This window comes from Isoptericola sp. NPDC056578 (genome assembly GCF_042793275.1).
Taxonomy (GTDB): Bacteria; Actinomycetota; Actinomycetes; order Actinomycetales; family Cellulomonadaceae; genus Isoptericola.
On the sequence record NZ_JBHTVC010000012.1, the window covers coordinates 1 to 13,846 of the forward strand.

General features: G+C 72.1%; 9 protein-coding genes. 5 read left to right on the forward strand and 4 right to left on the reverse strand.

Annotated elements, in window-relative coordinates; genetic code table 11:
* Positions 1-42: 42 nt before the first annotated feature.
* Positions 43-2,652 carry a hypothetical protein gene (locus tag ACFQ80_RS06970; protein ID WP_430563110.1) on the reverse strand — a complete coding sequence of 870 codons (2,610 nt, stop codon included), beginning with the start codon at positions 2,650-2,652 and terminating at the stop codon, positions 43-45.
* Positions 2,653-2,902: 250 nt separating this feature from the next.
* Here ACFQ80_RS06970 and ACFQ80_RS06975 point away from each other — a divergent pair, with 250 nt between their 5' ends.
* The 5 genes from ACFQ80_RS06975 to ACFQ80_RS06995 all read left to right on the forward strand — a co-directional run bounded on the left by ACFQ80_RS06975 (position 2,903) and on the right by ACFQ80_RS06995 (position 9,500).
* The gene (locus ACFQ80_RS06975; RefSeq protein ID WP_430563111.1) at positions 2,903-3,928 is read left to right on the forward strand and encodes a LacI family DNA-binding transcriptional regulator; all 1,026 of its coding nucleotides are present in this window, start codon (positions 2,903-2,905) and stop codon (positions 3,926-3,928) included.
* A 160-nt stretch (positions 3,929-4,088) separates the two neighbouring features.
* Positions 4,089-6,203 carry an alpha-galactosidase gene (locus ACFQ80_RS06980; protein ID WP_430563112.1) on the forward strand — a complete coding sequence of 705 codons (2,115 nt, stop codon included), beginning with the start codon at positions 4,089-4,091 and terminating at the stop codon, positions 6,201-6,203.
* Positions 6,204-6,268: 65 nt separating this feature from the next.
* Positions 6,269-7,594, forward strand: coding sequence for an ABC transporter substrate-binding protein (locus ACFQ80_RS06985; protein WP_430563113.1), 1,326 nt, complete (start codon positions 6,269-6,271; stop codon positions 7,592-7,594).
* A 74-nt stretch (positions 7,595-7,668) separates the two neighbouring features.
* The gene (locus ACFQ80_RS06990; RefSeq protein WP_430550290.1) at positions 7,669-8,613 is read left to right on the forward strand and encodes a carbohydrate ABC transporter permease; all 945 of its coding nucleotides are present in this window, start codon (positions 7,669-7,671) and stop codon (positions 8,611-8,613) included.
* Positions 8,610-9,500, forward strand: coding sequence for a carbohydrate ABC transporter permease (locus tag ACFQ80_RS06995; protein ID WP_430563114.1), 891 nt, complete (start codon positions 8,610-8,612; stop codon positions 9,498-9,500). The genes ACFQ80_RS06990 and ACFQ80_RS06995 overlap by 4 nt, the downstream gene beginning before the upstream one ends.
* An 8-nt stretch (positions 9,501-9,508) precedes the next feature.
* Here ACFQ80_RS06995 and ACFQ80_RS07000 read toward each other — a convergent pair whose 3' ends face one another.
* From ACFQ80_RS07000 to ACFQ80_RS07010, 3 genes are all read right to left on the reverse strand, one after another.
* Positions 9,509-9,949 (reverse strand): MarR family winged helix-turn-helix transcriptional regulator, encoded by a 441-nt coding sequence (locus tag ACFQ80_RS07000; RefSeq protein WP_430563115.1) that lies wholly within the window; start codon positions 9,947-9,949, stop codon positions 9,509-9,511.
* On the reverse strand, positions 9,946-10,890 hold the full coding sequence (locus ACFQ80_RS07005; RefSeq protein ID WP_430563116.1) for a serine aminopeptidase domain-containing protein: 945 nt from the start codon (positions 10,888-10,890) through the stop codon (positions 9,946-9,948). Before ACFQ80_RS07005 ends, ACFQ80_RS07000 begins: the two co-directional genes overlap by 4 nt.
* 81 nt (positions 10,891-10,971) lie before the next feature.
* The gene (locus tag ACFQ80_RS07010; protein WP_430563117.1) at positions 10,972-13,791 is read right to left on the reverse strand and encodes a hypothetical protein; all 2,820 of its coding nucleotides are present in this window, start codon (positions 13,789-13,791) and stop codon (positions 10,972-10,974) included.
* Between the last annotated feature and the right edge of the window lie 55 nt (positions 13,792-13,846).

Below are 13,846 nucleotides of genomic sequence, written 5' to 3' on the forward strand. Positions count from 1 at the left end.
CCCCGAGCTCGCGCTCGGGGCGGGCGCCCACAGCAGGTGCGGTCAGGCCCGGCCGGTGACCCGCTGGGTCGTCGGCTCGCCGGTGACCAGCGGTGCGATCGTGATCGCGTCGATGTTCGGCGCGAACGCGTCCGGGTTGCCGAAGCGCAGCGGCTGGTCCGCGGTCGCGAGGGCCACCGGGACGGTGCGCTCCCAGAAGCTGTCCCACGAGAACGTGTAGCGGAAGTGGGTGGCCCCGGCGACGGCGCCGCCCTCGCTGACCTGCAGCTCCCGGTCGACGACCTGGGGGTTGTAGTCGTGCTTCCCGGACAGCTCCGCGTTGGCGTACCGCACGGTGACGTCGTAGTCGCCGGCGGCGGCGAAGCCGGCGGCGCGGGCGATCTCGAGGTAGTTCTCCTCGCCGTCGCCGAGCCACTCCACGACCTTGCCGCCCGAGGCGTTGGACCCCGACGCGGCGGACTTCGTGGCGACGACGGCCGTGCCGTGGAGCGCGGCGTCCTCGGCCTGGACGGTGACGGCCGCGTCGTCCGGCGCGCGCGTCGTCGTCACGGAGCCGACGAACGACCCGGCGTCGGAGGCGAGCTCGAGCTCGTTGATGCCCTCGGCGAGGTGCACCCGTGCGGTGGAGGTCCAGGCCCCAGGTCCGCGGACGCCGAACGACGTGGCCGCGCGCCCGTTGACCGTCAGGGTGAGGTCGGACGCCCGGGTGGTGGTGTGCCGCACGGTGACGTCGTAGTAGCCCGACTCCATCGCGGTGGCGTACACCTCCGCGCGCTGCTCCTCGCCCTGGACGCGGGCGAAGCCGCGGGCGTTGCCGCGGTCCCAGTCCAGGCGGGCTCCGCCGGCCAGGCGCATGGTGCTCGCCGGGTAGGCGGTGGGCTCGCCGTCGCTGACGTCGGTCAGGACGAGCTTGTCGAGCGTGATGTCGGCGTTCGGCAGCAGGGTGCTGCCGTCCTCGCTGGCTCGCAGCGACAGGACGTGCTCCCCAGCGGTGAGCTCGACCTGCACCTCGGTGCTGCCGCGGTACTGCCACTTCTGGGCGCTGGTCAGCGCGAGGTCGGCGGTGTACTGGACCGGCTGGTCGAGCGTGCCGTCGACGAAGAGCGCGTGCCGCCCGGGCACGCCCGGCGTGGCGCCGATGACCTGCAGGCGGTAGGTGCCGTCGCGGGGCACGGTCACCGTCCAGTCGGCGCGCGACGTCGCCTTGTTGAACGAGCCGACGTCGCGGCCGCCGGAGGCGAGGAACTTCCAGCCGCCGCCCTCCTGCGGGTCCTGGGTGTAGACCTGGGCGTCGGTGAGCTCGGTGTCCTCCGCCTCGACGCTCGTCGTCCAGACGTCGGGCCCCGGGTCGGTGCCTCGCGCCGGCGTCACGACGACCTGGTACGCGGCGTACCGGTCGTAGGGGTCGAGGTCGAGCTCCAGGCCGCCGTCGCGCACCTTGGCACCGTCGATCCTCTGAACCACGCGCGGGGTGTTCGCGAGCCCCTGCGCCCCGGAGAGCGTCACCTCCCGCACCTCGACGTCGACCTTCTGGCCGAAGGTGCGCCGGTCGAGACCGGACAGGTCGAGGCGGACGTCGTCGTCGGTGCCACCGAGCAGGACGGTCGCACGGCGGTCGTCCTCGTCGATCGCGCCGATGCCCTGCAGGGTGTCGACGGTGTCGGGGTGCGGCGGGTCGACCTGGACGGTCTGGCTGCCCTCGAGGTCCCCGTACCACTTGAACATCCACCAGCCGGCGTTGGCGCCGCCGGCGCGGGCGGTGTTGTCGGACAGGTTCCCCGCGTAGTTCCAGTAGGCGGTCTGGGCGTCGACCTTCTCGTCCTCGAACATCGACAGCCACTGCACGAGCTGGCCGGGCACGCCCATGTCGCGCAGCATCCCGTACTCGGTGATGTTCACGTGGATCGGGTCGATGCCGAGGTCCTGCTCCAGCTGCCGGTAGTCGCGCATGTGGGACCGGAAGGTGGCGAGGTTGTCGATGCCGAGCTCGTGCCAGATGAACACGTCCGGCAGGACGCCGTGCGCCTTGGCGTAGGTGAGATAGTCGGCCGACCGCTCGGGCTGCCAGCGGGTGTCGCCGGGGCCGCCGATCCGGGCGTGGCCCAGTCCGTGCCGGTCGTAGACCTCCTGGATCTTTTCGTACGTGGCCTGCCAGTCCGCGAGGAACTGGTCCTTCTGCCCCGGCCAGTCCGGGTACCAGTTGCCGCCGTCGGGCTCGTTGAACGGGATGAACAGGTACTTCTCGGGGTGGTCGGACTGGGTGGCGACCGCCTCGGTGACGAACTCGACGATCTCGAGGTAGTCCCACACGCCGTTCGGCTCGTCGACGTAGGTGCCCGTGGCCTGGTCGTAGGTGCGGGCGTCGCCCGGGCGCTTGCCGCCGTTGTAGGACCAGTCGGGGTAGTAGTCCTGGATGTAGATCGCCAGCTCCTGGCCGTGCTTGGCGAAGAACCCGTCCTCGATCGTCAGCGCGTCGCCGCTCGGGTGCTGCGTGCCGTAGGGCGCCTTCTGGGACGAGTTGGTGATGTGGGCGCCGTCGATCAGCGCCTGCGTGGGCACACCGTCGTCGCCGAAGCCGTACAGCGTCCCGGTGGCGCCGCCGCGGAAGTCGCCGGTGGTCTGCGCGAAGTCGACGGACAGGACGTCGGTCACGGGTTCTCCTTCGTCGGTGGCGGGTGCCGCCCATCCTGCCTGGGCGGAGAGGCTGAGCGCAGCGAACGCCGCGACGGCGAGGGCGCCTCGCCGGGCGCCGATCTGATACACGCTTTCACGTGACTGGGGCACGATCCACTCCTTCGTAGGTCTGATGGCGCCTGGACAGTCGACGTCGGGCGCCGTGTGCCATGAAAGCGTGAATCATGCTCGACCACAAGAGCGGGCCGCGGTCGCGTAACCTTGCGGCGTGAGCCAGGTCCCGAGGGTGAAGCCGCCCGTCATCGCCGACGTCGCCCGGGTCGCCGGCGTGTCGGTGCCCACCGTCTCGCGCGTGCTCAACGGGACGGTGCCGGTCAGCGCGGAGCGTCGGGAGCGGGTCATGGCGGCGGTCAAGAAGCTGGGCTTCCGGCCCAACGGCGCCGCCCGGTCGCTGGCGAGCCAGGCCGGTTCGATGATCGCCGTGTTCGCGGGCAACACGACGCGCTACGGGTACGCGGCCACGATCCAGGGCATCGAGGAGGCCGCGCGACAGGCCGGCTACATGGTCGTCATCTCCGTGGTGGAGACGGCCGACGGCCCCACCGTCGAGCGGGCCATCGACCATGCCCTCGGCCAGCCGCTCGCGGGCGCGATCGTCCTGGAGTTCGACCCGCCCGGCGTGGCGGCGCTCGCGCAGATGCCCTCGTGGCTGCCCGCCGTCGCGGCCGCCTCCGGCGGGTCGTCGGACGAGGCCATCTCGCACGCGTACATGGACGACCGGCACGCGGCGACCCAGGCCACCCGGTACCTGCTGGACCTGGGGCACCGGACCGTCCATCACGTGGCGATCCCGTCCGTGGGGGTCGAGAGCGCGCGCATGGTCGGGTGGCGCGAGGCGCTGCGCGACGCCGGGATCGAGCCGCCGCCGGTGATCCACGCGGGCTGGGACCCCCTCGCCGGCTACGACGCCGGGGTCCGCCTGGCGCGCGACGCGTCGGCGACCGCCGTGCTCGCCGGGAACGACGAGCTCGCCATCGGCGTTATGAAGGGCCTGGTCGACTCCGGGCGCTCGATCCCCGGCGACGTGAGCGTGATCGGTTTCGACGACCACCCGCTGAGCCAGCTGTGGGTGCCACCCCTCACTACGGTCCGCCAGGATTTCGTGGGTCTGGGCCACCAGGTGTTCGGGCTGCTCGTCGGGCGGATGGACGCGGGGGAGCCGCGACCCTCGGTGCGCATGATCCCCGACCTCGTGGTGCGCCAGTCGACCGGGCGCCCTGCCGCCTCGAGCTGACCCGGATCCTCCGTTCGCGCCGGCTCGCCGACGCCGTGGCCTGAAACCGAAGATCAGATATCCCTGGTTCACCCGGCATCCGTGCTTGCATTTTCAGATGATCGACGCTTTCATAGCGTCATCGACGATGCGCCATGGTGGCGAAGGAAGCGAGGCAGAGATGCCGGATCGGGCCGACGTGGGCCGCGAGCTGATGACGTGGGGTGACGGGGCCCTGCGGCTGGTCGTGCGCCGCCCCCTGGACGGCCCGGTCGCCGTGTCCCTGGTTCCGGCCGGCGAGCGGCCCGGCCCGGCGGTGCAGCCGCTGGTCGAGATCCTCGCCGTCGGGCACGGGCACCGCTCCGCGAACCTGCGGAACACGGCCACCGAGATCGGCGCGCGGCTGCGGTACGTGAGCCACGAGGTGACCGAGGACCGCGGCTGGCAGCGCCTGGAGGTCGTGCAGCGCGACGAGGTCAGCGGGCTGGACGTGCGGTCCACCCTCCGCGCCCGGACCGGGGGGACCTCGGTGCAGGCCTGGACGACGGTCCGCAACGCCGGCGCGGCCACGGTCCGGCTGCAGGCGGTGTCGTCGCTCATGCTCGCGGACCCGTGCGGCCCCGACGGGCTCGACGACGCCGTGTCGATCGAGGGCGACGGCGAGTGGCTCGGCGAGTGGCGGTGGTCGTCGACGCCGGTGCGCGGCCAGACCGGGCTGCCCGCCCTCGGGCTGGCGTCGCACCAGCGGCAGGACTCCCGCGGTGCGCGGGCGGTCGTCAGCCACGGCACCTGGTCGTCGGGGGAGCACCCGCCCGCCGGGGTGGTCACCACGGCGACGGCGAGCCTGGCGTGGCAGGTCGAGCACCCCGGGCCCTGGCGGACGGAGCTCGGCGTCCGGCTGGCCACGGACGACCGCGAGGCGCTGGTGCTGGGCCTGCTCGGCCCCACCGACGCCGACCACGCCTGGCTGCGCAGTCTGCGGCCCGGCGAGGAGTTCGCCTCGGTGCCCGTGTCGGTCGCCTGGGCCGACGGCGACTGGCAGGCCGCGGTGGGCGAGCTGACGCGCCACCGCCGCGCGGACCGCCGTCCGGCCCGCGCCGCCGGGGCCGTCGTCTTCAACGACTACATGAACACGCTCATGGGCGACCCCACGACCGACAAGCTCCTGCCGCTGATCGCGGCCGCGGGCGAGGTCGGGGCCGACTACTTCTGCGTCGACGCCGGCTGGTACGACGACGGTGGCGACTGGTGGGACTCCGTGGGGGAGTGGCAGCCGTCGCACGTGCGGTTCCCCGACGGCGGTCTCGACCGGGTGCTCGACGCGATCCGGGCCGCCGGCATGGTGCCCGGGCTGTGGCTCGAGCCCGAGGTGATCGGCGTCCGCAGCCCGCTCGCGGCGCAGCTCCCCGAGGACGCGTTCCTGCAGCGCCACGGCACGCGGATCGTCGAGCACGGCCGGTACCTGCTGGACCTGCGCGACGAGCAGGCGCGCAAGCACCTGGACGACGTCGTCGACCGGCTCGTCGACGAGCACGGCGTCGGCTACTTCAAGCTCGACTACAACGTCACGCCCGGCCCCGGCACCGACCGGGACGCCGACAGCGTCGGCGACGGGCTGCTGCGCCACACGCGGGCGTACCTGACCTGGCTCGACGGCGTGCTCGCCCGGCATCCGCGCCTGGTCGTGGAGAACTGCGCGTCCGGGGCGATGCGCGCCGACAACGGCCTGCTGTCCCGGCTGGAGCTCCAGTCGACGACGGACCAGCAGGAGCCGCTGCGCTACCCGCCGGTCGCCGCCGGCGCGCTCGTGGCCGTGCTGCCCGAGCAGGCGGGCAACTGGGCATACCCGCAGCCGTCGATGTCCGACGCCGAGATCGTCTTCACCATGGTGACCGGGCTGTCCGGCCGGCTGTACCTGTCCGGGCAGCTCGACGGGATGGACGAGGCCCAGCGCGCGCTCGTGGCCGAGGGGGTGCGCGCCGCGCGCGCCTGGGACGACGAGGCGCGCGGCGCCGTGCCGGTGTGGCCGCTGGGCCTGCCGGACTGGGACGCGCCCTGGGTCGCCGTCGGGCGGGCCACCGCGGACGAGACCGTGCTGGCCGTCTGGTGGCGCGGCGGGGACGAGCCCGAGATCTCCGTCCCGGTGCCGCACGGCGCCGTCGAGACGGTCTACCCCGCCGACGGCCCGGTGTCCGGGCTCGAGGCGCACGCCGAGGACGGGCGCCTGAGGCTGCGTGCGGCCTCGGGCGAGCCGGCCGCGCGAGTACTGAGGATCCGCCATCAGGACGTGCGGTAGCACCACCGTCGTCCAGCCAGGTCCCGGCGTCGTCGATGACGCCGGACGAGTTCCGAGGAGCTGATATGAAGAAGTATCTGACCGGCGCGGCCGCCGCAGCAGCAGTGGCGGCGCTGACACTGACCGGCTGCAGCGACCCCACGGCGGGCGGTGGCAGCGACGGGGGCGCCACCCAAGCCGCGGACTGGCCGGAGCAGACCGCCGACCTCACCGGCACCACCCTGACGATCTGGGCGGCCCAGAACTCCAACACCGTGCCCGAGGCGGTCACGGCGGCGTTCGAGGAGGCCACCGGGGCGAAGGTCGAGATCGTCACGATCCCCGACCCGTACGAGCAGGGCATCCAGACCAAGGTCGCCACCGGCGACAAGCCGGACCTCGCGTTCTGGCAGCCGACGGCGTCGATGCTCACCGCGCTGAACGCCCCCACGAACCTGCAGCCGCTCGACGACGCCCCGTGGCTCGACTCGTACAGCCCCGAGGTCAAGGACATCACCGGGACCCTCGACGACACCCGGTACGCCGCGCTCATCACGAGCCCGGCGGTCCAGGGCGTCTACTACAACAAGAAGGTCTTCGCCGAGCACGGCATCGAGGACACCCCGAAGAGCTGGGACGAGTTCGTCGAGCTCGGCCGCACGCTGAAGGGCGAGGGCGAGACCCCGTTCTTCGAGATGGCCGGCGACCGGTGGGCGACCCAGTGGTGGGTGCAGGTCCAGCTCGCCGACGCCGCGGCCGACGGCCTGTGGGACCGCGTCAACACCGGTGAGGAGAAGTTCACCGACCCGACCGTCCTCGGCGCGATCGAGACCTACCAGGGCCTCATCGACGACGGCCTGTTCAACGACGACATCAAGACCGCCACGCTGGAGGACCAGGCCGACGCGCTGCTCGCCGGCGACGCGGCCATGGCCGTGCAGGTCAACTCGTTCTTCGGCCAGCTCCAGGCCAAGGCGGACACCGCGGAGCTCGACGACACGATCGGGTTCTTCCCGATCTCGCCCGGCGGCAACGTCGCGACCGTCATCCCCGACCAGTCCAACGCGCTCGTCGCGTTCAAGACCGGGGACGCGACGCGCGAGGCCGCGGCCCGCCAGCTGCTGTCGTTCTGGCTCGGGGACGGCTACGCCGACTTCGTCGCCGACCGCGAGACCGTCTCGCTCCAGCCCGACGTGCCCACCCCGGACGGCGTGCCGCAGGCGCTGCAGGACGTGCACGCCTCGCTCGCCGACTCCGTCGGGTCGATGCAGTCGCTCGCCGTGGCCAACCCCGACCTGTACATCTACCTGGCCGACATGATCCAGGGCACCACCACGCCCGAGCAGGTCGCCCAGCAGACCCAGGACCAGTTCGCCCAGCTCGCCCGCGCCCAGGGCGTCGAGGGCTTCTGACCCCGGCCTGAGACCAGCCGCGGGGCCGGGGCGGGCGAGCGCCCGCCCCGGCACCCCTGAAAGGTGATGCACCGATGACCGCGACCCTCAGCACCGGCGCCCCGGCCCGCCCGGCGGCGAAGCCCCGGCGCGCCGCGCCCGGCAGGGACGAACGCACCCGCAAGAACCACCCCGCGTGGTTCCTCGTGCCGGCCTTCGTCGTCCTGGGCGTGTTCTTCTTCGTCCCGACGATCTTCAACTTCGTCTACGCACTGACGGACTGGTCGAGCTTCAAGTCCTCGATCTCCTTCGTCGGGCTCCGCAACTTCGCCGACCTGCTCAGCAGCGGCACGCTGCTGGCCTCGCTGCGGATCACGCTCGTCTACGCCGTGCTCGTCGCGATCTTCCAGAACCTGTTCGGGCTGCTCCTCGCGCTCCTCCTCGAGCGCGACACCCGCGTCAACCGGTTCGCGCGGGTCATGTTCTTCATCCCCGTGATCATGTCGGCGCTCGCGGTCGGCTACGTCTTCCAGGCGATGCTCAAGCCGGACGGCGCGGTCAACGGGGTCCTCGGCACCCTCCTCGGCACCGACGTCACGATCCCGTGGCTCGGCAGCACCACGTGGACGCTGCTCGTCGTCGCGCTCATCCACTCCTGGAAGTGGATGGGCCTGTCGATGCTCATCTACCTGGCGGGGCTGAAGACCATCAACGAGGACGTGCTCGAGGCCGCCCGCCTCGACGGCGCCTCCGCGTGGCGCACGTTCCGCGACATCCGCTTCCCGCTGCTGGCGCCGGCCATCACGTTCAACGTCGCCACCGCGCTGCTCGGGTCGATGAACGGCTTCGACATCGTCCAGGCCACGACCGGCGGCGGGCCGGCCCGCACCACCGAGCTGCTCAACATCTTCATCTTCCGGACCTTCGGGCAAGGGCTGTTCGCACAGGCCACGACGATGAGCCTCGTGCTGTTCGTGGTGGTCGTCGCCCTCGCGTTCCCCGTCATCCGCACCCTTCGCAAGCGGGAGGAAGTCCTGTGACCGCGCAGACCGCTCACCTGAGCACCCGCACCGGCACCCGCACCGTGCGTCGAGCGACCGGCGGGCGGACCGGGGGCTGGCGTCGGGTCCAGCCCGTCGCCGCGCTGCTCGCCGTCGTCGTGCTGATCGGCATGCCGCTGTGGATCGTCGTCGTGACGGCCGGCAAGACCCAGGCCGAGGCGCTCAACCCCAACCTCTCGCTGCCCAGCACGTGGCAGTACCTCGAGAACTTCTCCGCCGTCTGGGACCAGGGCCGCGTGCCCGCCGGCTTCTTCGGCAGCCTGCTGATCATGGTGCCCGCCGTCATCGGCGTGCTCGTGCTGGGCTCGCTCGCGTCCTGGGTGCTGGCCCGGCGCACCACCCGGGGCTATGCGGTGCTCTACGCCCTGGCGATCAGCGGCATCGTGCTTCCCCCGGCCGTCGTGACCATCGTGCTGCTGCTGCGCCAGCTCGGCCTCGCCGGCACGGCCGTCGGCATGATCGGCGTCTACATGGGCATGTACATGTCCACGGTGATCTTCTTCGTCACGGGGTTCGTGCGGACCATCCCGCACGAGCTGGAGGAGGCCGCCCGCGTGGACGGCGCCGGGCCCCTGCGCGTCTTCGGCACGATCATCCTGCCGCTGCTCGTGCCCGTGCTCTCCACCGCCACGATCCTGATCTGCCTCTACGTGTGGAACGACGTCTTCTACGCGTTCTTCGTCGTCGGCGGGCGGCTCGACACCCTCCCGCTCAACCTGTTCCAGGTCGCCAGCGCGGGGCTCTATCTCGACAACTGGCACCTGATCTTCGCCTACGTGATCCTCATGAGCCTGCCGCTGCTGGTCGTCTTCGTCGTCGCGCAGCGCAAGATCATCTCGGGCATCACGTCCGGGGCGGTGAAGTAGTCCCGCCGTCACCCCAGGGCGTGCCTCACGTGCTCGAGCCAGCGGGCGACGGTGGCGAGCTCGTCGTCGGTGAAGCCGTCGGTGAGGCGGTCGTTGACCTCGGCGAGGGCGGCGCGGACGTCGTCCAGCGCGGCGGTGCCGGTGGGCGTGAGGTCGAGGCGGACGGTGCGGCGGTCGTCGGGGTCGGCACGACGGCGTACGAGGTCGGCGCGCTCCATGCGGGCGAGCAGGCCGCTGGCGCCGGCCGGGGAGGCCTCCAGCGCGGCCGTGATCTCGCCGACCGTCGCGCCCGGGTGGTCGGCGAGGTGCAGCAGCACGCCGGCGGCGGGGGCGCCGAATCCCTGGCCGCCGTTCCCGGCGGTGTGCGCGCCGCGCCGCGCGATCCAGCGCCGCAGCTGGCGTTCCGCCGCGATGGTGAGGAACACCAGACGCGGCGGGCGGCGCGTCATCGGCGCGGCTTCCTGGCGCGGAAGCGGACGTTCCCGTCCTCCTGCGTCGGCGCGGCCTCGGCGCGGGCGTCGAGCCAGGCGAGGAGCTCGGGCCACAGCGTGTCGCGCAGGCCGCGGCGGAAGAAGCCCAGGTGCCCGATCGTCTCCACGCCGCCGTCGGCGGGGCTCCACGTGCGTCGCTCGACCCGGGCGGCGGTGAGACGGTCGGTGATCGCGTCGATCTGCGCGGGGGTGGACCACGGGTCGTCGGTGAACCCGACGGCGAGGACGTCGCCGGTGACGCGCGCCGCGTCCTCGGTGGCGGTCATGGTCGGGTCGTCGAAGAAGTAGTGCGGCATGGTCGACCAGCGGCTCCACTCGAGCATCGCGGCGGCGGGCATGTCCTCCCCGAGGCCCATGCGGCGCCCGGGCACGTAGCCCAGCACCCGCGCCGCCGCGGGCCCGAGCGCCCGCAGGATCAGCCGGACGCGCGCCCGCTCCGCACGGTCGGGGATCGTGGACGTCCCGGCGACGTGCGACGCGACCGTGACGAACCCGGCCAGGCCCCGCGAGCCGTTGCCCAGCGCGAGCGCGTGCCCGCCGATGCTGTGCCCGATGGCCAGCTGCGGCACGTCGCCGAACCGCGGGCGGGCCCACGCCGCGACCGCGGGCACGTCGTCGGACATCCAGTCCCGCATGCGCAGGCCGCGATGCTCGCGCGGGCTGCCGGACCGGCCCGTGCCGCGGTAGTCGTACGTGACGGCCACGTAGCCGTTGGCGGCGAGGAACTCCGCGAACCCCGTGTACAGGCGCTCCGGGACCGCCGTCGCTGGGTGGATCACCACGACGCCGCGGGGTGACTTGTCCGCGGGCTTGCGCACCGTGCCGACGACCCAACCGCCCGCCGGGATCTGGATCCGCAGCTCGTCGGAGTCCACCGTCGCAGGGGTGTCACTTCGCATGCGAACTACCCTAGCGACCCGTCTGACGTTGTCGGTGGTCCGTGCCCCGCACTGCAGGCGGAAGGGACAAACACCTGACCTTCAGGAGACGCCGCGTACGAACTGCGCCGTCCATCCCTTCGAGACGTCTGTCACCTGCCACACCCCTCGCGGATCGTCGACGCTGGCCCCCGCGTAGGCGCCAAAGGTCACGCACTCACCGGGTGCGACATGGTCCCAGCCGCCACGGTTGACGTTCCACTGGTCGTCAGGGGAGTCGATCTCCACTCCATAGGTGACATTTCCCGCGGGGTCGAAGTAGGTCAGCTGCAGATCGTCCGCTGGATCGATCTCCAACGCCGTCCCGGAGTAGCACGCCACGAGCGTCGCGCGCGCGATCAGGTGAGCGCTGTCCCCGGCGACCGTCGCAGTCGTCGTCGGACCGACCGCGACGGTCCAGTCGTCGAGTCTGATGTTCCGACCCGGCGAGAAAGGTGACGCCAGCGCGGAGTCGACCGTGAGGCGCACCGTCGCGCTGGTGACCGATCCAGCGACGTTCGACACTGTCACGCGATAGAGCGTGCCGTCGGCGGCCAGCGTCGACGGGACGTCGACCTGGAGCCAGTCCCCTCCGGTCACGCTCGCCCACGTGGCGCCGCCGTTCGTGCTGCGCTGCCACTGGTAGCTGAGATCGCCGCCGGCAGCCGTCACCTGGAGGGAGGTCGGTGCTGTGCCCGCCCGCTTGATCGACATCTGCCACGGCTGCGTGGTGATCCTCGGCGAGGAGATCCCGACCGGCCAGGCGATGGCCGCAGTCGGAGCGCTCGTCCGGATCGTGGTGGCGTATCCGGCCCGGTACACGCGGACGGCGACGGTGATCTTCTTGCCGTGTGCGCTGCGGGTCGGTTGGTAGGTCGCCGCGGTGGCCCCGGACACGGGGCGGCCGTCGACGAACCACTGATAGGAGCGCGCCGTCGGCGCGGGGGACCAGGAGCCGACGCGTGCCGAGAGCGTTGCGCCGACCCGGGTCGTGCCGGTGATCGTGGGCGTCGCGGCCTTGCTGAACGGGCTGCCGACCACGGAGGCGGCCGACGTGACCGGGGCCGTCGTGTACCCCGTCCTGGTACCTCGGAGCGTGACGGTCAGCTTGGCCCCTCGGTCCTTGGTGCGGATGGTGTAGGACGACGAGGACGCGCCGGGAACCGCCTTGCCGTTGACGGACCACTGATAGGTGTACCGCGATGCCGCCGGCGACCACGTGCCCCGAGCTGCAGTGACCTTCGCCCCGACCTTGGGTGTGCCGGAAATTGTCGGCTTCGGCGCACTGAACACGCCGGCTGCGACAGCCTTCGAGGCGCTGGTGCGCGACACGGTGGTGTGTCCCGCCCTGGTCGCGGTGACCTTGACGGACAGGGACTTGCCGCGCAACGACGACGGAGGCGTGAATGTCCGAGCCGTCGCTCCCGTGAGCGGTTGACCCGACGCGAGCCACTGGTAGGTGAGTCGCGCGGCCGGGTCCCACGACGGGGTGATGGCCGTGAGCGCGGTACCGACCCGGGCGGTCCCGGAGATCGAGACTGGCCCGGTGACGAGGGTTGCGGGGGCCACGGGCACCGTCGGGGCGCTGGTCCGTCGGACCTCGGTAAATCCGGTCAGTCGTCCCGTCGCGGCGATGGTGATCCTGGCGCCGAGGTCGGCAGCCGAGACCTCGTAGGTGCGTCCGGTCGCGTCGGGTACCGCCGCTCCGTCGCGGTACCACTGGTAGCGGATCCGCGTGTCGGACGGATCCCAGGCTCCCGCCTGCGCGGTCAGTGCTGCGCCGACGCGTGCGACGCCCGTGATGGTGGGGGCGGGACTCGACTGGAACGCCTGCCACGTCACCGTCACCGGTGGGGTGCGCACACATGCCTCGACGTACGAGTGGTAGGTGTCGTACCCGCACACGTCGGCGGAGATCTCGTGGCCGATGTCCTCCGCAGTGACGGGGTACCGCGGCAAGCCCCACTCGTCGTCGAGACGGCCGTCCCGGTACCAGCGATACGAGAACTGGATGCCTGCGGGCGCCCATGTTCCCCCGGGCACGGCGGTAAGGGTTGAGTGGTAGTGCGCGGGACCCGCGAGCGTGGCGGTTCCGGGCTTGACGTAACCCTTGACCGAGACGGCCGCGACCTCCACGCTCGCCGACGGCCCCGCATCCGGTGACTCCGCGGAACCGAGGGTGCCGGTGACCACGACCGAGAGTGCCGCGCCCACCGCGTCCGGAACGACGAACGAGTCGGCGTTGCCACCCTCGGCGGGCTCGCCGTCGAGCTCCCACTGGTACGTGAACTCGAGTCCCGTCGCCGGGGTCCATGCGTCGGCGCGCGGATCGACCGTCACGACGTCGCCGACGCCGACCGTTCCGTCGATCGTCAGGAGGTCTGGTTCGGGGGCGACGACGGCGTCCGCCGCGGATGCCGCGGGCGCAGCGACGAACGACAACAGGAGTGCCGCAAGGACGGCCGCGGCAGTGCTGCGGTGGGACGTCCCGCCGACGGGCCGGCGGGCGGCGAGCGCGCTGCGAGAACGAGAGAAAGCCATGGTCACCCTCGGTGAATGAAGCGCAACCACCGTGGTGACGCAGGCAGAGCGTAGCGGCGTCGCGGTCGGAGACTTGGCGCTTGGGAGGGTGAATTCCTGTCCCGGCTGGCGGTAGCCGCGGCCCTGGTATCGCGGGCCCGCCGCGCTGGCGTCCGGGCGAGAAGGTGCACCGTTCCGGTCGAAGCGCGAGACGCCGTGACCCTCGATGCGGCGCCGCGATGCGCACTCGAGAGTCAGGTGTGGCGACCGTCCGTGGGGCAGCCCGCCCGGGTGGGATGGCGCGCCGCCGCACGAGGAGGCTGTCTCCAGAGGAACAAGGCCGTGCCGGAGAACGTGGTTCACACGTCTGGCACCCGAAGCAGGCCCTTCGGTACTGGAGTCCTGGGTGCACGTAGCC